The sequence below is a fragment of the Staphylococcus sp. ZWU0021 genome (assembly GCF_000798895.1).
GTDB lineage: Bacteria > Bacillota > Bacilli > Staphylococcales > Staphylococcaceae > Staphylococcus > Staphylococcus saprophyticus.
The window spans coordinates 17106-33798 of record NZ_JTLN01000012.1; the positions used below are offsets into that span (position 1 = coordinate 17106).

Sequence of the window (16693 nt, forward strand, 5' to 3'; positions counted from 1 at the left end):
AAAAGAAATCTAAAAAATTATCTGTTTCACAGGGGGGACTTCCTTTTGGCATATTCGAAAAATCAATTCTATTTAAGACGCTTACATTCTTTGCTAGGCGTAATACCAATAGGTGGATTCTTATTAGTTCATTTACTTGTTAACCATCAGGCAACACAAGGTGAGGCCGCGTTTAACAAGGCAGCTGGATTTATGGAATCTATACCTTTTTTAATTGCAGTGGAATTTATCGTTATTTATATTCCAATTCTGTATCATGCGGTTTACGGCGTACATATTGCCTTTACGGCAAAGGAGAATGTAGGGCATTATTCTGCATTTAGAAACTGGATGTTTTTACTACAACGTGTGACTGGTGTCATAACATTTATCTTTGTAGCAATTCATCTATGGCAAACACGTATCCAACGTGCGTTAGGACATGAAGTGAACTTTGACATGGTTCATGACATTGTGACGAATCCATTTTGGTTAATTTTTTACATTGTATGTTTATTAGCAGTAACATTCCACTTTGCGAATGGTTTATGGTCATTCTTAGTTACTTGGGGTGTTTTACAATCTAAAAAATCTCAACAAATATTCACTTGGGTTTCACTTGTTGTATTCCTAGTTGTTTCTTATATCGGAATCAGTGCAATCTTAGCATTTTTATAAAGAATTAAAACTAAGTTTCATATATATTTGAGGGAGTGACATATATGGCAGAGAAGAAAATTATTGTTGTCGGTGGAGGACTTGCCGGTCTGATGTCAACAATTAAAGCAGCAGAACAAGGCGCACACGTTGACTTGTTCTCACTTGTTCCTGTTAAACGATCACACTCTGTTTGTGCACAAGGTGGTATAAACGGAGCGGTAAATACAAAAGGTGAAGGGGACTCACCATCAGTACATTTAGATGACACTGTATATGGTGGAGACTTTTTGGCAAATCAACCGCCAGTTCAAGCAATGACGGAAGCTGCACCAAAGATTATCCATTTACTAGACCGTATGGGTGTTATGTTTAATAGAACTAAAGAAGGTTTATTAGACTTTAGACGTTTTGGTGGAACGATGTACCACAGAACAGCGTATGCTGGTGCGACAACTGGCCAACAATTACTTTATGCTTTGGACGAACAAGTTCGTAGCTTTGAAGTCGATGGTTTAGTTACAAAGTATGAAGGTTGGGAGTTCTTAGGTATCGTTAAAGATGACGATAATATGGCGAGAGGTATTGTTGCTCAAAATATGACAACATCAGAGATTGAATCATTTGGTTCAGATGCAGTCATTATGGCAACAGGTGGTCCTGGTATTATCTTCGGTAAAACGACTAACTCAATGATTAATACAGGTTCAGCAGCTTCTATCGTATATCAACAAGGCGCAATGTATGCAAACGGTGAATTTATTCAAATTCATCCGACCGCAATTCCTGGAGATGACAAACTTAGATTAATGAGTGAGTCAGCACGTGGTGAAGGTGGTCGTATTTGGACATATAAAGATGGTAAGCCATGGTACTTCTTAGAAGAAAAATACCCAGATTACGGTAACTTAGTACCTCGTGATATTGCAACGCGAGAAATCTTTGATGTATGTGTTAACCAAAAATTAGGTATCAATGGTGAAAACATGGTATATCTAGACTTATCACATAAAGATCCACATGAGTTAGATATTAAACTTGGTGGTATTATTGAAATTTATGAAAAATTCACTGGTGATGACCCTCGTAAAGTTCCGATGAAGATCTTCCCAGCAGTTCACTATTCAATGGGTGGTCTATACGTTGACTACGATCAAATGACAAATATTAAAGGTTTATTTGCAGCTGGTGAGTGTGATTATTCACAACATGGTGGTAACCGTCTAGGTGCAAACTCATTATTATCAGCGATATATGGTGGAACAGTTGCAGGACCAAATGCGATTGAATACATCTCAAATATCGAAGATTCATATACAGATTTAGATCAAAGTTTTTATGAAAAACGTGTACAAGAAGAACAAGAAAAATTTGATCACTTACTGAATATGAAAGGCACTGAAAATGCGTATAAACTTCACAGAGAACTTGGTGAAATTATGACAGCGAATGTCACAGTTGTTCGTGAAAATAAAGCGTTATTAGAAACAGATAGAAAAATTGTAGAATTGATGGAACGCTATCAAAATATAGATATCGAAGATACGCAAACTTGGAGTAACCAAGCGGTATTCTTTACACGTCAATTATGGAATATGTTAGTGCTTGCAAGAGTGATTACAATCGGTGCATACAACAGAAATGAGTCTCGTGGTGCGCATTATAAACCAGAATTCCCAGATAGAAATGATGAAGAATGGTTAAAAACAACACTAGCTACTTATCAAGGTAAAACAGAGGCGCCTAAGTTTACTTATGAGCCTGTAGATATTAGCTTGATACCACCACGTAAACGTGACTATTCTAGTGTGTCAAAAGGAGGTAAATAATTATGGCAGATACTCAAGAAGTACATGATGCTCCTGAACAAAACGAACAAAATCAACAACCTAGCCAAAAAACAATTAAATTAATTATTAAACGTCAAGATACGGATCAATCAACACCTTATATGGAAGAATTTGAAATTCCATATAGAGAAAATCTTAACGTGATTGCATGTTTAATGGAAATTAGACGTAATCCAGTTAATAGTAAAGGTGAGAAAACAACACCTGTCATTTGGGATATGAACTGTTTAGAAGAAGTATGTGGTGCATGTTCTATGGTTATCAATGGTCAAGCAAGACAGTCTTGTTCTGCGATTGTTGACCAATTGGAACAACCAATTAAATTAGAGCCAATGAGCACGTTCCCAGTCATTCGTGATTTACAAGTTGATCGTACTAGAATGTTTGATAACTTGAAACGTATGAAAGCTTGGGTACCAATTGACGGTACGTATGATTTGGGACCAGGCCCTCGTATGCCAGAGAAAAAACGACAAACAGCATATGAATTATCTAAATGTATGACATGTGGTGTTTGTTTGGAAGTTTGCCCTAACGTTACTAAGAAAAATGACTTTGTTGGTGCGCAAGCAATTTCTCAAGTTAGATTGTTTAACTTGCATCCAACAGGATCAATGACTAAAGATGAACGACTTGAAGCACTAATGGGTGGTGGCGGTTTACAAGCATGTGGTAATTCACAAAACTGTGTAAATGCTTGTCCTAAAGGTATTCCTTTAACAACTTCTATCGCTGCTTTAAATAGAGAAACATCATTCCATATGTTCAAATCATTCTTTGGTTCAGATCACCAAGTACAATAAAAGCTCAAATTAAATAAATAGGACTTAGCATTTGTTTAGTACAAATGCTAGGTCTTTTTTTATAAAATAAAGTACGATAAGTTATATATTTTGTTTAGTAAAGGATACATACTAAAAATTATTAATAAATGACAGTGTTGTTAAATGATAATAAAAACAGGTCTATGCTACAATAAAGTAGAAGACGATAAGTAAGGATGTAATTGAATATGGAAAAACCAATTGGTGTAATTGATTCAGGTGTTGGCGGTCTAACAGTCGCAAAGGAAATTATGCGTCAACTACCAAATGAAACAATATATTATTTAGGCGACATTGAACGTTGTCCATACGGATCTAGAGAAGGATCTGAAGTAAGACAATTTACTACTGAATTAGCACAAAAGTTAATGACCTTTGACATAAAAATGCTAGTCATTGCTTGCAATACTGCAACAGCCGTTGCACTCAACCATTTACAAAATATTTTACCGATTCCAGTGATAGGTGTCATTGAACCGGGCGCACGTACAGCGATTATGACAACAAAAAATAATGATGTTTTAATTTTAGGAACAGAAGGTACAATTAAATCAGAAGCATATAGACATCATATTAAGGCAATTAACCCGAACGTTGAAGTGACAGGTATAGCATGTCCAAGTTTCGCACCTATGGTAGAACAAATGCGTTATAAAGACCCAACCATTACTAGTATTATTATTCATCAAAATTTAAAACACTGGCGAAATAGCAATGCAGATACAGTTATTCTGGGTTGCACACACTATCCATTGCTTTACCAACCTATTAATGATTATTTTGGTGGAGAGAAAACAGTGATTTCTTCTGGGCTAGAAACTGCTCGTGAAGTCAGTGCTTTACTAACATTTAGTAATGAACATGCTGGTTATCAACGTCAACCTAAACATCGTTTTTTCGTGACTGGTGAAACGGAATATATAGAACGAATCATAACAGAATGGTTAAATATAAGTGCTACCGTTGAAAAAATAGACTTAAAAGAACAGGAGGCATAACAATGGAAGATATTGTAATTGCATCGACGAACAAAGGTAAAATTAACGATTTTAAAGTTATATTTCCAGATTTTAATGTTATAGGTATAGCTGAAATTATAGAAGATTTCGATGTTGAAGAAACGGGAGATACATTTGAAGCAAATGCTAAATTGAAATCAGAAGCTGCTGCAAAAGCATTGAATAAACGTGTGATTGCTGACGATAGTGGACTTGAAGTATTTGCTTTAGATGGAGAACCAGGCGTTTATTCTGCGCGTTATGCTGGTACTGATAAAGACGACGATGCCAATATCGATAAATTATTAACCCAGCTTGGTGATGAAACAGACAGAAGCGCACAGTTTGTATGTGTGATTAGTATGAGTACGCCAGGCGAGGAAACTGTACAATTTAAAGGTACCGTACAAGGTGAGATTACATTGAGTAAAATAGGTGAACATGGCTTTGGCTATGACCCGATTTTTTACTTAGATGATAAAAACAAAACGATGGCACAGCTTTCTGCAGAAGAAAAAAGTGAAGTCAGTCATAGAGGTAAAGCAATAGAAAAATTACGACAATATTTAGAAGGTGATGTATCATGACAAAATGGATTATAGTTAGTGATAATCACACAGAGCAAGGTGTGCTTTTTGATGTTATTAATCACCATGATCATATTGATGTTGCAATTCATTTAGGCGATTCAGAATTTGCATATGATGATAGTGAACTAAGTCGTTTTTATAGAGTTAAAGGAAATACAGATTTTTATCCTGAATTTTCTAATGAAGAGACTATAGAAATAGACGGTATTAAAGCCTTTTATACGCATGGTCATCTTTATAATGTGAATCGTTCACGCATGCAACTTGCAGAACAGGCTAAATCGTTAGGCTGTCAATTTGCTTTTTACGGTCATACACACGTGGCTAAACATGAAAATATCGCTGGCGTACATGTAATTAATCCAGGAAGTATATCACAATCGAGAAGTAATATTGAAGAAACGTATGCAGAATTAGTTATTGATGAACAAAGTAAGGAAGTAGTACTGAATTTTTATAATCGTGATCATAAGGTCATTGATAGTGAAACTTTTGAAATCTAATCGTTAAATACATACGATGGTTATGTTAATACGAAAATTTGCTTTCAATATGCAGAAGTAAGAAATCAAATATACACGTATTTGATTTCTTATAGTGCTGCTTTATGATAATCATTGATCAGTAAAAGCAAATGAGATAACTTAGTTTTTAATTAGAATTTTAAAATATATTTAGAAAAGATGATAAAAAGTCCATTAAAGTGAAAAATCATATTTATTTTTAGCGCTTAGAGTATTGCTTTATAGCACTAAGTTAGATATAATTATTTTTGTGTTCAAAAACAATATGTCCTGGTAGCTCAGCTGGATAGAGCAATGGCCTTCTAAGCCATCGGTCGGGGGTTCGAATCCCTCCCAGGACACTATAACCCGTTGCTATGACAACGTTTCAAGCGTGCAGGTGTCAAATATGTGTCAAGAGAATATTTCTCTGACACGTTGGCCCTGCTCTTTTTTATGTTCATCAAGTAAATGTGTATAAACATCTAGCGTAATAGATATACTCGCGTGTCCTAATCTTTTACTAATATATTCAATAGATATACCTTTGCTTATTAAATAACTTGCGTGTGTATGCCTTAATGAGTAAGGTGTTATTTCATCGTCTATATCAAATCTGTCTTTGGCTTTATTAAACACTTTAGAAACTGCTGTGTGAGATAAACCGAATAACTTTCTGTCTGTTCTTAACGGATGATTAGCAATACTTTTTTTAATATGTGCTAAATCTGCATCTGACACTTCTATTTCTCTATCAGCGTTTTCTGTTTTTGTACCAGGTAAATGAATTAAACCTGGTTTATAATATAAATCATTATATGTCATTCTATTAACTTCTGAAAATCTAGCACCAGTTATCAAAAGTATATATAGCAGTAATGTACTTTTATCACTCTTTAATTTAAAATGTTTTCTTAATTGTTCGTATTGGAATATCGTTAGGAATTTCACACTTTCTTTTTTAGGTGGTTTAGTTCCCTTATAAGTTACTTTGTAAGTCGGGTCCTTTTTTATATATCCATCATATATAGCGTCTTTTATACAACTAGATATATACAAGTGTACTTTTCTAACTGTTTCTGACGTTCGTCCATTGGAGTAATTAGATATAAATTTTTGATATTCGTTTCTTGTAATATTTTTAATTAGTATATTTTGTCCGAAATGATCTAAGAATAAATCTAAAGCGTGTGAATACCAATATTGTTGTTTTTCGGACAACGTGTTTTTGCCATTAGCTATTAACCAATCTCTATAATAATCTTCAAACCTTTTATTATCTTCTATTTTATTTCCATCTTCTAAATCTCTGATAAGTTGTTGTGCTGCTAATGTAGCTTCTGCTTTCGTTTTAAATCCAGACTTACGCTTTTTGCCAGAACTAAAACTTGGGTCTTTCACATCATATTGCCAAGTAGTAGATGTTTTATTTTTACGTTTTGTAACTGTAAATGTTGCCATATTTATCATTTCCTCCTAAAAAAGATAAAAATATATAGGGCATAGTTAAATGCCCAATACTATTATTGAGTTTATATAATCATGAAATATGAAAAAGTATTCTAATTCTTTGCCAGAAATCCATCTAAAAAATTCTTTTATCATCTCCCACAAAAACATTACACCCATTACGATTGCGAATATAGCAACAGCGCCCATAAATATCATGAATGGGCAACCTATCAAACACCCTTCGATTCCATCTGATGTACTATCGACATATTTTTTTCTACTCATATTAGCCTCCTAAATTTTGTGTTTGTATACCCATAAAGGTTCAAACGTAATTAAATATCTCCTTATAATAAATTTAATATATATCAAACAACCTACATTTGCATACACGTATATAACGTGTGAGCGTAGGATAGTTAATCCCAATTGTGATGTTCAAATACTTGTAACGGTTCAAACTTGATTACATATCCCTTATAGTAAACATCTAAGCCATATTTCATTTTGTAATGTTCAATAGTGTCTAACACATAAATTTTTGACACTTCGAAGAATAGGGCAAGCTCATATAAGTTATGGCAATCATTTTTAAACGCATCCACAATTCCCTGCAACGAAATAATTTGTTCCATAGCATAACGTCTTGCATACCCTTCAAATTTTCTATTGTTAAACTTTGTTTGGTCAGTTATATCCCCGTATGTAAGTTTGTGATGTGCAATTTCTTCAGCTAGCGTCTCTAACTTTACTGCTTCGGATCTATTACTGTTAATATAGATTTGGTTATTAAAGCATATACCTGATTGAAAACTAGGTAGCATATCAGTTTCTATGATTGTTAAATGGTTATATTTGCTAATTAATGCTTCGTATCTCCCCATATAAACACCCTTTATTTACGTTTACTTTTTAAGTAGTTAATGAAATCTTGAACTTCTTGCTTTTCTTCATCAGTTAAATCTTCTTTGTCAAAATGTGCTGCGATTGCGTCTTGTTCTGGTTGTGATTGTTCACTTAAATCTATAGACATCAAGTCATTAATACTTACATTAAAAATATCTGAAATATCTTTTAATGTTTTCATTTTAGGAGTGTATTTTCCTTTTTCCCACTCACTTATACTAGATGCGCTTTTTTTACCAAGTTTATGTGCAAGGTCGATTTGTTCCATATCATGTTTGTTTCTTAAGTATTTTAAGTTTTGGCTAAACATTTTTAATCACTCCTAAATAGTTTCTACCTATAGTATACACGAAAATCGGAAATATACAACAGATAATCCGAAATATTAATTCAGAAAAAATGAAATAAAAGTGTTGACTTCGGAAATGCCGAAATGATACACTGTATTTAACTTCTTAGAGAGGGGGCAAAACATGACTACGGAAGAGAAACAAAAAATGGTATTAACAATATCGCAATGGCGTGCGTTAAAAAATATGAACAAGCGTCAACTATCGGAAAAATCTGGCGTCACTGAAAAAACTATCTACAATTATGAAATGAATCAAAAGCACATTCAAAATGCTAATTATAAAACACTGCATAAATTAGCTAATGCACTCAATATAAAAGTAGATAATATTTTTTTGGGTGATGATTCGGAAAAACCGAAATTTTAAAAGGAGGGATAAATTTTGAATGAGTTATCTAACGAAGTGAAAGCACAAGAAATTCACGAAAGAGCTGTAGGCTTCTACAAAATATCCGAACAATATGGATATAAGTTTTTAATGGAAATTAAAACTATTCGAGATGAAAAACTTTATAAAGAATTAGGGTTTAGAAATTTTGAAGATTATACGCGTAAAGTTTTCGGGTACACGAGCGAAACTATTAGGCAAAGAATTAAAGCTGCCGAAGTTTTTGGCGAGGATGAAACCAACGCGCGTTGGGATTTAGGCACTCGTAAACTAAATACACTTGCTACTTTCCCCGAAAATGAAAGAAATAAAGTGTTTGAACATGGAATTGAAACTGATAAAGGTAACAAAACAATTGATGAGGCAACAACTAGAGAAATAGAAGAATACAAAAAACAACTCAAACAACGCGACGAAGAAAAATCTCAACTCGAATCACAACTTGAACAAGCACAACGTTCTGAATCAATTGCACGTAAGCAACTAGAGGATGCAGAGGATAGGGAGCCGGAAGTGATTGAGCGTTATATGGAACCAGAGGATTATGAAGTATCAAAAAACGAAAATTCAGAATTAAAAAGGAAAAATAGTTCACTAGAACAGCAAATCGAATATTACAAAAGAAAATTAGAGTTAAAAAAGGAGGATAAAGTGGTTGAAAATAATTCTAAAGAAAATGAAATCACTGATGCAAGAATCCAAATAAACCAAGATAACGATTCAATTGAACCAGAAGTTAGAAAAGCAATAAGACATGAAAGCTCTGCAGATGCATTAATCACTGCGCTAGAAGAAATCATCACTATTCACGACCAAGAAATTGAGGATTATGAGTTGTTTGATAAATATGTATCTACATTGAATTACAAAGCGTTAATAGAAGCGAAGAAAAAAATTGAGCATTTTATAAAAATTGGAGGATATAAATAATGAAATTAAGAACATTAAATGTAAAAGATTTAGCTACAGATATGAGTTACCAATCTCCCGTAAAGGAGTCGCAAGTAACTAGAATTGTAAATAATTTTGATGAAGGATCAATTGGTACTATTTATGTGAACTTAAGAGCGAACGGTATTTATTACATCATAGATGGCCAACACAGAGTGACTGCGCTAAAAAGATTAGGTATACCGACTGTTAAAGCAGAGGTTTATGTTGGACTTAGTATCGAAGAAGAAGCTAAAAAGTACAAAGACTTTAATACAAGACCTACTAAATCACCGAACTCAATCGCTAAAGCTGATATTAAATACGGTGACGAATTCGCAGAAATGATTTTATTTAGCGTTTTGGAATCAGGTATGGATATTGACTATGATAATCAAAATCCTAGATATGGTTATATAAGTGCTTATCGCTCACTAGAAAGAGTTTATAAAAAATATGGTGGTTCTGGCCTTACAGAAACATTGAAATTTATTAAAGACACATTTGGCAATGAAAAGATATATTTTCAAGGGTTTATCATTGAAGGTTTCGCTAAATTCTTAGCCACTTATTACGAAAATATTAAAAAAGATGATTTGGCAGAACGTTTGAGAAAAAAAGGATTCAGTGATTTTAATGCTGAAATCAATAAACAACGTCCAAGTTTTAAATCAAAAAAAGAATGCCTACCATTCGTATTGGCAGACATTTATAACAAGAAAAGAAGAAAAAATAATCAACTTAATAAAATATATTTACATGACTAATTATACCACACGAGGTGGTTCGTAGCCACCTCAATTATTACACATATTGTGCGTAGAAATAAAAAGGAGGAAACGGAATGTTCAGAAGAAACAAGAAAAATAAGCAAGAATTTACTTTGTATACGAATGTAAGAGAACTTAAAAGTCTGGTTAATGAATTCAAAAGTCTAGTCGCTATGACTGAGAATAAACAAAAAGAATTAAAAGAAGTGATGAGTGAGTTTGAAAGTTTAACTACTTTGACGGAAAACAAATTAGATCAGATTAATGAATTCAAATGGAAATACAAAATCAAATAGGAGGACCCACAATGAACCTAAAACAAGTATTAAAAATAACACTCCTAATCGTCATCTTGGCGGAAGAGATTAAGAGTGTTGGAGACAAGAAAAGATTTATTCCAGAAGATTCGAATGGTTTTTCTGATTTAACAAAAGTTTCAATGAAAGATTCTAGTCAAAAATATTTTGATTAATAAAATTCCACTGTTCCTTTGTTAACCATCCCTGTTTATTATCTATTATTTCTGTAACAAACAGTTTATCACCTGAATCGAGATAAGGTTTTAATTTATCTAACATTTCTGAAGGCGTTAAAGCAGAACGGAATAAAAATGAAGATTTCCAATAATTACAATAACCATTAGAAATTTCTTCTTTTATAACGTTTCTTAGTTCTTCATATTTTTGTCCAGGTGAATTTAAATCATAGGTTAGCATATAAGGTTTCATCATAATTTTTCACCACCCACTATCGCAGTAGCGATAAAAATAGTATAGCACAACGTGAAAATGAAAGGAGTGATAGTAATGGAATTCATCGGATTTGCAGATGCAAAGGAATTTGTAAAAGCAAGCGGAATTTCTAGGGATGATTTAGAAACTAAAGTTTACCCTGACAAAGGATTTCAAGAAGCGTGTATGTACCGTTTTGGTAGAGGTAACAAACGTTACATCAAAGTTAGACCAGCAATTGAGTATATAGAACAAAACATAATGATTAAAGAAACCAATTTATAAGGAGGATTAACATGAAACACATTTTAGCATGGTCAACAGCAATACTATTCACAATGTTGTTTGCACTTATCACATTCGATTTTCATTACAGTATTGCATTTAGCATTATAAGTTTCATCGGTAGTTATGTATTTTGGAATAGCTATTACGCAGAAAAAAAGACCGCTAAGCGCGCCAACGCTTAACAGTCAAAAGTATATTTGTGTAATTAGACAACACAAGTATACCACCAATTCTAGGAGGTAGACAAGATGTATTACGAAATAGGAGAGATAAGAAGGAATTTTATTACCGTAGATGGATTTACTTTTCATGTGAAGGGTACAAAAACGCAATTTGGTGTCTTTGTAGAAATTACTGACAAACATGAAAATTTAGTAGATTCAGCTGAAATTAACGATGAAGATTTAGGTCTACAATTATCTCACGAAATATTTGAGCGATCTATATATAACTGGATAGAACAAAATACAGATGAACCAGACCGTATTATGAATCGGGTGATGCAATGGTGAGTGAACCAATAACTTACATTATTCGTCACAGAGATATGCCAATTTATATAACGAACAAACCAACTGATTCAAAATCAGAAGTGAATTATTCAAACAAAAGAAGTGCAGCAAGGATATTTAATGACACTGAAGTAGTTGGAGTCAATATGGATTACCATACAAAAGTATCTTTGCATACGGAGGTTACAGATGAAGGAAACCGTAACGTATCTAATCAAACTTAAAAACGCACCTTTTGACTTATATATCACGAATAAGCCGATGACCGCAGACGATACAAGTTACACACGTAATAGAAGTAGAGCAAGAGATTTCAGTGGTTTAGATGATGTAAGTATAGACATGACTGAACACACAGCAATTAAGAAAATAGTAACTGAACAAACTAAATATGAGGAGATTGAATATGACTGAACAAACATTATTTCAACAACTTAACTCAATGAACGTGAACGATCATGTAGAGAAGAAACAAGGTTTATCTTACCTAGCTTGGTCGTATGCACATCAAGAATTAATGAAGATTGACCCTAACTATGAGATGAAGATACATGAATACCCGCATCCAGAAGTAGCTAACGAACAATATTTTGTACCTTACTTAGCAAGTCCGGAAGGTTACAGCGTAACGGTATCAATCACACTAAAAGGATTAACAAAGACGGAAACTTTACCCGTACTAGACTTTAAGAATAAGTCAGTGCCTTACAAACAAGCTGATATGTTCCAAATAAACAAAACATACAAGCGCGCATTTGTTAAAGCAGCAGCATTACATGGTATCGGATTGTATTTATATCATGGGGAGGATGCGCCAGACGCTAGTGAAAGTGATGTAAGTGAATTAACAGAAAAGATTAATCAATTTGTAAGTATCTCACAAGAAAAGGGCAAAGATGCCACGTTAGACAAAACGAGACGTTGGTTAGGATTACAGACTATAAACAAAGCATCGAAAAGTGAGATTGCAAACGCACACGCAAAACTAGATGCAGGCCTAAAACAATTAGACAAGGAGAATGAATAATGATAAATAGAGTCGTATTAGTAGGTAGATTAACAAAAGACCCGGAATTTAGAACAACACCATCTGGAGTGAGTATTGCAAATTTCACTTTAGCTGTTAATAGAACATTCACAAATGCACAAGGCGAGCGTGAAGCAGACTTCATCGATGTAGTTGTTTTTCGTAAACAAGCAGAAAATGTAAACAACTATTTATTCAAAGGTCATTTAGCTGGTGTTGATGGTCGTATACAATCACGTAGTTATGAAAACAATGAAGGTAAACGAATATTCGTTACCGAAGTAGTAGCGGACAGTGTTCAATTCATGGAACCTAAATCACAATCTAAATCACAATCTAAAGGGCAATCTCAACAACAAAGTGGACAAGCTAAGTCACAACAATCACCTGATAAGGATAACCCTTTCGCTAACGGTAACGCAGATATAGATACGGACGACCTCCCGTTCTGATTGGACTGATTAAATGCCAATAATTAAAAACTACATCCAACAAGATGACGGCACAATAACTGCTGTCATCGAGGGTGTAACTTTAGAAAACAAAGACTTCTTACTGTTAGATAACGGACTAGAAGTAGAGTGTGATGTAATCATTAGTGATCCATACAAGATAACAGATAAACAACGCAGAAAGGTTTTCGCAATGGTACGAGATATATTCAATCATTACGGACAGCCAATGGATTATTTAAGGTATATGTTCCAAAAACAATTAGAGTTTATCAAAGGTTATAAACCTATATCATTGAGCAATTGCAGTAGACGACAAGCAGGTGAATTAATCGATTTAATCCTTGATTTTATATTTACTAACAACGTACCAATGAACAAGGCTACTAGCGACCTTATGAGCAACGATAAGTATTTTCTATATAAATCTACCATTAATAGAACTTGCGTCATATGTGGCTCTCCAAATAGCGATTTAGCACATTATCAAGCAGTAGGTAGAGGGAGAAATAGAAACAAGATAAATCATTATGGAAACAAAGTTTTAGCACTATGTAGAAAACATCACAACCAACAACACGACATGGGAATGAGTAGTTTTAATAAACTACATCATTTAGAAAACGCTTGGGTGGATGTAGATGACAAATTAAATAGCATGTTACGAGGTGAGAAACAGTGATAGCAAGACCTCTTAATTATAAAGACAGAATCGGCATTGCATATAGGATTATGCAAATTAGAATGCAAAGAAATTTTGATCAAACCGAGTTCGCAGAAATTATGGGAGTTACAAGAGTAACAGTTAATCGATGGGAAAACAGAGTTTTAATACCACACATGAAGAAAATCAAATTAATGGCATTCATATTCAAGTTAAAACCTGAATGGATTTTGTACGGAGAAGGTGAAAAACATGGCAACATTTAGAGTTTATAAAGAGAGCGGGAACTTTGTTACGGTTCATAAGAATTTTATACATGATCCTAATATAAGCTGGAAAGCTAAAGGGATATTACTTTATTTACTAAGCCGACCAGATGACTGGCAAGTATATGAGAAAGAACTAGAAAAACATAGTCTTGATGGTAGAGATAGTTTGAAGAACGGAATCAAAGAATTAGAAGCAACTGGTTATATTGTTAGAACACGTAAACGTGATGACAAAGGACGTTTAAGAGAATATGAATACTCTGTTTATGAACAACCTAACCAGAACGGATTATCCAACGTAGGTTTATCCAACGTAGGGAAAACCAACACAGGATTATCCAACGTAGGAAAACCTGTCCCTACTAATAATGACTTTACCAATAATGATTTAACTAATAATAACAATACTAATAATGATAGTAATACTATGTCGAGTTCCTCGACTGTGTATCCTTATGAATCGATTATAGGATATCTTAATCAATCAGCAGGTAAGCACTATAAAGCTACAACTAGGAAGACTAGAGACTTAATCAAATCTAGATTTAAAGACGGTTTTGACGAGCAGGCATTTCAAACTGTAATTAACAATAAAGTTACTGAATGGAAAGGTACTGAGATGGAAAAGTTCTTACGACCAGAAACGTTATTCGGCACTAAATTTGAAGGCTATCTCAATCAAGAAATAAAAAATACTGGACAAGACCAACTAGAACGTATGAAGTATGACCCTAGTTATTGGGATTAGGAGTGATTAAATGAAACGCATGTTAAGCCCTAGAATAACAGAAACGCTTAAACAATATGAAGCTAATGACGTGAAGAAAGGACTTTATTGTGAAAAGTGCGGTAACAGATATGATCTACACACATTTAGTAGTGGTTATGAATATCGTGATGGTTGTGAGTGTAGCATGATTGCAGCAGGCAAAGAAGCAGAGAAAAAACGTAAGCAGAAAGCAATCAATAATATATTTAATCAATCTAATGTTAACTACTCATTACAAGAAGTCACAGTGAATAATTATCAACCACAGAACCAATCACAAACAGATGCTAAACAAACTGCTATAGAGTACGTTAAAACATTTTCTGTAGATAAACCTAAGTCATTAATCATGCAAGGCTCATATGGAACAGGCAAATCACACCTAGCGTATGCAATTGCTAAAGCAGTTAAAGCACAAGGTTATTCAGTAGCATTTATGCACATACCAATGTTAATGGATCGTATCAAAGCTACTTACAATAAAAATGCAGTTGAAACTACAGACGAGTTAGTCAAATTACTTAGCAGCATAGACTTGCTTGTATTAGACGACATAGGTGTTGAGAACACAGAACATACATTAAATAAACTATTTAGCATAGTTGATAACAGAGTAGGTAAAAACAACATTTTCACTACCAACTTTAGTGATAAAGAGCTAAATCAAAACATGAATTGGCAACGTATTAATTCACGTATGAAACATAATTCACGCCAAGTAAGAGTGCTTGGTGATGATTACAGGGAGAGAGACGCATGGTAACTAAACAATTTATTAAACAAAATCTTGGGTGTTCAGATATATACGCACAGAAATTAATTAACTATGCTCACGGAGAAGAGAAAGTATTATATGAACTATTTATCCAAAAGTTAAATGAAAGACGTACACGTCAAGCTATTTGCGAGGTGGGATAAATGGGATTAAGTCAGAGATACACGTTAAAGGATAAAAATTCAAAAGTTGTAGCGACAGTTATTCCACTAGATAGAAACAGAAATAGTGTAGCTGGATTGAAAAAGTCGTTAGGAATTGATGAAGATATCGTAACTGACGAAAGATTAGATGAAATCAAGCGTATATATAACCTGAATGACAAAGAACAAACAAGCATATTTGATTATCTATAGGATGTGGGCAATTTGAGTAAATACAACGCTAAGAAAGTTGAGTACAAAGGAATTGTGTTCGACAGCAAAGTTGAATGTGAGTATTACAAACATTTAGAAAATCGATTGCATATAGATGGATTCGATGAAATAGAAGTGCAACCAAGATACGAACTAATACCTAAAATAGGTGAGCAGCGTAAATCAGAATATATCGCAGACTTTGCACTGTTGAGTGAAGGGAAGTTAATCGAAGTAATAGACGTGAAAGGTATGGCCACTGAAACAGCTAAATTAAAAGCTAAGTTCTTTAGATACTTATATCCCGATGTAAAGCTAACGTGGATATGTAAAGCGCCTAAATACACAGGACTAGAGTGGATCACGTATGAAGATTTAATTAAGGCTAGACGAGAACGCAAGAAAGCGAAGTGATTCTAATGGAACAAACAATCACACTACAAATCAAAGTGGAAGTTGAACAGGAAGTAACAGTACCTGTGGCAGATAATTACGATTTGGAAGCAACACAAGAACGTGAAGCAGATAAGTTATATAAAAAGTATGTAAACAACCCAGAGAAATTAGGGTTCGAGGATATTAAATTTAGAAAAGTATCAGACGTACAAGTTAAGGATTATTAGGAGGACAAATAATATGCCAACAAGAATG

The 16693-nt window shown here is 33.8% G+C and carries 31 protein-coding genes and 1 tRNA gene; 27 read left to right on the forward strand and 5 right to left on the reverse strand.

Features of this window, described 5'->3' with window-relative positions; translation table 11 throughout:
* Positions 1–45: 45 nt before the first annotated feature.
* From L987_RS03895 to L987_RS03925, 7 genes are all read left to right on the forward strand, one after another.
* Positions 46–657, forward strand: a complete 612-nt coding sequence (locus tag L987_RS03895) for a succinate dehydrogenase cytochrome b558 subunit (protein ID WP_011303381.1) — start codon at positions 46–48, stop codon at positions 655–657.
* A gap of 44 nt (positions 658–701) precedes the next feature.
* A complete protein-coding gene (gene sdhA, locus L987_RS03900; protein ID WP_047503107.1) occupies positions 702–2465 on the forward strand; it encodes a succinate dehydrogenase flavoprotein subunit in 1764 nt (587 codons plus the stop codon).
* A 2-nt stretch (positions 2466–2467) separates the two neighbouring features.
* The gene (gene sdhB / locus L987_RS03905; protein ID WP_002483630.1) at positions 2468–3289 is read left to right on the forward strand and encodes a succinate dehydrogenase iron-sulfur subunit; all 822 of its coding nucleotides are present in this window, start codon (positions 2468–2470) and stop codon (positions 3287–3289) included.
* 209 nt (positions 3290–3498) lie between these two features.
* Positions 3499–4308 carry a glutamate racemase gene (racE, locus tag L987_RS03910; protein WP_047503109.1) on the forward strand — a complete coding sequence of 270 codons (810 nt, stop codon included), beginning with the start codon at positions 3499–3501 and terminating at the stop codon, positions 4306–4308.
* A gap of 2 nt (positions 4309–4310) precedes the next feature.
* The gene (locus L987_RS03915; RefSeq protein ID WP_047503111.1) at positions 4311–4895 is read left to right on the forward strand and encodes an XTP/dITP diphosphatase; all 585 of its coding nucleotides are present in this window, start codon (positions 4311–4313) and stop codon (positions 4893–4895) included.
* Positions 4892–5401, forward strand: a complete 510-nt coding sequence (locus tag L987_RS03920) for a YfcE family phosphodiesterase (protein WP_047503113.1) — start codon at positions 4892–4894, stop codon at positions 5399–5401. Before L987_RS03915 ends, L987_RS03920 begins: the two co-directional genes overlap by 4 nt.
* Positions 5402–5689: 288 nt before the next feature.
* Positions 5690–5763 (forward strand) — tRNA-Arg (locus L987_RS03925).
* Between the two features lie 52 nt (positions 5764–5815).
* On the opposite strand, the gene L987_RS03930 is transcribed toward L987_RS03925, so the two are convergent.
* The 4 genes from L987_RS03930 to L987_RS03945 form a co-directional block, all read right to left on the reverse strand.
* Positions 5816–6862, reverse strand: a complete 1047-nt coding sequence (locus tag L987_RS03930) for a tyrosine-type recombinase/integrase (protein WP_047503115.1) — start codon at positions 6860–6862, stop codon at positions 5816–5818.
* A 45-nt stretch (positions 6863–6907) separates the two neighbouring features.
* Positions 6908–7138, reverse strand: coding sequence for a hypothetical protein (locus L987_RS03935; RefSeq protein WP_047503117.1), 231 nt, complete (start codon positions 7136–7138; stop codon positions 6908–6910).
* A gap of 134 nt (positions 7139–7272) precedes the next feature.
* On the reverse strand, positions 7273–7737 hold the full coding sequence (locus L987_RS03940; protein ID WP_047503119.1) for an ImmA/IrrE family metallo-endopeptidase: 465 nt from the start codon (positions 7735–7737) through the stop codon (positions 7273–7275).
* A gap of 11 nt (positions 7738–7748) precedes the next feature.
* Positions 7749–8069, reverse strand: a complete 321-nt coding sequence (locus L987_RS03945) for a helix-turn-helix transcriptional regulator (protein ID WP_047503121.1) — start codon at positions 8067–8069, stop codon at positions 7749–7751.
* A 163-nt stretch (positions 8070–8232) separates the two neighbouring features.
* Between L987_RS03945 and L987_RS03950 the strand changes: the two genes are divergently transcribed.
* The 5 genes from L987_RS03950 (at position 8233) to L987_RS13895 (ending at position 10671) form a co-directional block, all read left to right on the forward strand.
* Complete coding sequence (locus L987_RS03950; protein WP_047503123.1) at positions 8233–8478, forward strand: helix-turn-helix domain-containing protein; 246 nt, start codon at positions 8233–8235, stop codon at positions 8476–8478.
* Positions 8479–8493: 15 nt separating this feature from the next.
* The gene (locus L987_RS13890) at positions 8494–9429 is read left to right on the forward strand and encodes a hypothetical protein (RefSeq protein WP_052190950.1); all 936 of its coding nucleotides are present in this window, start codon (positions 8494–8496) and stop codon (positions 9427–9429) included.
* The gene (locus L987_RS03960; protein WP_047503125.1) at positions 9429–10196 is read left to right on the forward strand and encodes a DUF6551 family protein; all 768 of its coding nucleotides are present in this window, start codon (positions 9429–9431) and stop codon (positions 10194–10196) included. Before L987_RS13890 ends, L987_RS03960 begins: the two co-directional genes overlap by 1 nt.
* A 77-nt stretch (positions 10197–10273) precedes the next feature.
* Positions 10274–10495, forward strand: coding sequence for a hypothetical protein (locus tag L987_RS03965; RefSeq protein WP_047503127.1), 222 nt, complete (start codon positions 10274–10276; stop codon positions 10493–10495).
* An 11-nt stretch (positions 10496–10506) separates the two neighbouring features.
* Positions 10507–10671, forward strand: coding sequence for a hypothetical protein (locus tag L987_RS13895; protein ID WP_186311702.1), 165 nt, complete (start codon positions 10507–10509; stop codon positions 10669–10671).
* Here L987_RS13895 and L987_RS03970 read toward each other — a convergent pair.
* The gene (locus L987_RS03970; RefSeq protein WP_047503129.1) at positions 10649–10930 is read right to left on the reverse strand and encodes a hypothetical protein; all 282 of its coding nucleotides are present in this window, start codon (positions 10928–10930) and stop codon (positions 10649–10651) included. The genes L987_RS13895 and L987_RS03970 overlap by 23 nt on opposite strands.
* Positions 10931–11005: 75 nt before the next feature.
* On the opposite strand from L987_RS03970, the gene L987_RS03975 reads away from it, so the two are divergent.
* The 15 genes from L987_RS03975 (at position 11006) to L987_RS04040 (ending at position 16665) form a co-directional block, all read left to right on the forward strand.
* On the forward strand, positions 11006–11215 hold the full coding sequence (locus L987_RS03975; protein WP_047503131.1) for a hypothetical protein: 210 nt from the start codon (positions 11006–11008) through the stop codon (positions 11213–11215).
* 11 nt (positions 11216–11226) lie between these two features.
* Positions 11227–11400, forward strand: coding sequence for a hypothetical protein (locus tag L987_RS13670; RefSeq protein WP_156105202.1), 174 nt, complete (start codon positions 11227–11229; stop codon positions 11398–11400).
* A 66-nt stretch (positions 11401–11466) separates the two neighbouring features.
* On the forward strand, positions 11467–11730 hold the full coding sequence (locus L987_RS03980) for a DUF1108 family protein (RefSeq protein ID WP_047503133.1): 264 nt from the start codon (positions 11467–11469) through the stop codon (positions 11728–11730).
* On the forward strand, positions 11727–11954 hold the full coding sequence (locus L987_RS03985; protein ID WP_156105203.1) for a DUF2483 family protein: 228 nt from the start codon (positions 11727–11729) through the stop codon (positions 11952–11954). Before L987_RS03980 ends, L987_RS03985 begins: the two co-directional genes overlap by 4 nt.
* Positions 11920–12144, forward strand: coding sequence for a DUF2483 family protein (locus L987_RS03990; RefSeq protein ID WP_047503137.1), 225 nt, complete (start codon positions 11920–11922; stop codon positions 12142–12144). Before L987_RS03985 ends, L987_RS03990 begins: the two co-directional genes overlap by 35 nt.
* Complete coding sequence (locus tag L987_RS03995) at positions 12137–12757, forward strand: Sak single strand annealing protein (protein WP_047503139.1); 621 nt, start codon at positions 12137–12139, stop codon at positions 12755–12757. Before L987_RS03990 ends, L987_RS03995 begins: the two co-directional genes overlap by 8 nt.
* A complete protein-coding gene (gene ssb / locus L987_RS04000; protein ID WP_047503141.1) occupies positions 12757–13209 on the forward strand; it encodes a single-stranded DNA-binding protein in 453 nt (150 codons plus the stop codon). The genes L987_RS03995 and ssb overlap by 1 nt, the downstream gene beginning before the upstream one ends.
* A gap of 13 nt (positions 13210–13222) precedes the next feature.
* Complete coding sequence (locus L987_RS04005) at positions 13223–13891, forward strand: putative HNHc nuclease (protein ID WP_047503143.1); 669 nt, start codon at positions 13223–13225, stop codon at positions 13889–13891.
* A complete protein-coding gene (locus L987_RS04010) occupies positions 13888–14139 on the forward strand; it encodes a helix-turn-helix transcriptional regulator (RefSeq protein WP_047503145.1) in 252 nt (83 codons plus the stop codon). Before L987_RS04005 ends, L987_RS04010 begins: the two co-directional genes overlap by 4 nt.
* The gene (locus tag L987_RS04015; RefSeq protein WP_047503147.1) at positions 14126–14890 is read left to right on the forward strand and encodes a conserved phage C-terminal domain-containing protein; all 765 of its coding nucleotides are present in this window, start codon (positions 14126–14128) and stop codon (positions 14888–14890) included. Before L987_RS04010 ends, L987_RS04015 begins: the two co-directional genes overlap by 14 nt.
* Before the next feature lie 10 nt (positions 14891–14900).
* Positions 14901–15674, forward strand: coding sequence for an ATP-binding protein (locus L987_RS04020; protein WP_047503151.1), 774 nt, complete (start codon positions 14901–14903; stop codon positions 15672–15674).
* Positions 15668–15829: a hypothetical protein gene (locus tag L987_RS13900; RefSeq protein WP_047503153.1), complete on the forward strand. Its 162-nt coding sequence runs from the start codon at positions 15668–15670 to the stop codon at positions 15827–15829. The genes L987_RS04020 and L987_RS13900 overlap by 7 nt, the downstream gene beginning before the upstream one ends.
* A complete protein-coding gene (locus L987_RS04030; protein ID WP_029376928.1) occupies positions 15830–16042 on the forward strand; it encodes a hypothetical protein in 213 nt (70 codons plus the stop codon).
* A gap of 12 nt (positions 16043–16054) precedes the next feature.
* Positions 16055–16456, forward strand: a complete 402-nt coding sequence (locus L987_RS04035; protein ID WP_047503159.1) for a DUF1064 domain-containing protein — start codon at positions 16055–16057, stop codon at positions 16454–16456.
* A 5-nt stretch (positions 16457–16461) separates the two neighbouring features.
* Positions 16462–16665: a hypothetical protein gene (locus tag L987_RS04040; RefSeq protein WP_047503161.1), complete on the forward strand. Its 204-nt coding sequence runs from the start codon at positions 16462–16464 to the stop codon at positions 16663–16665.
* Positions 16666–16693: the final 28 nt, after the last annotated feature.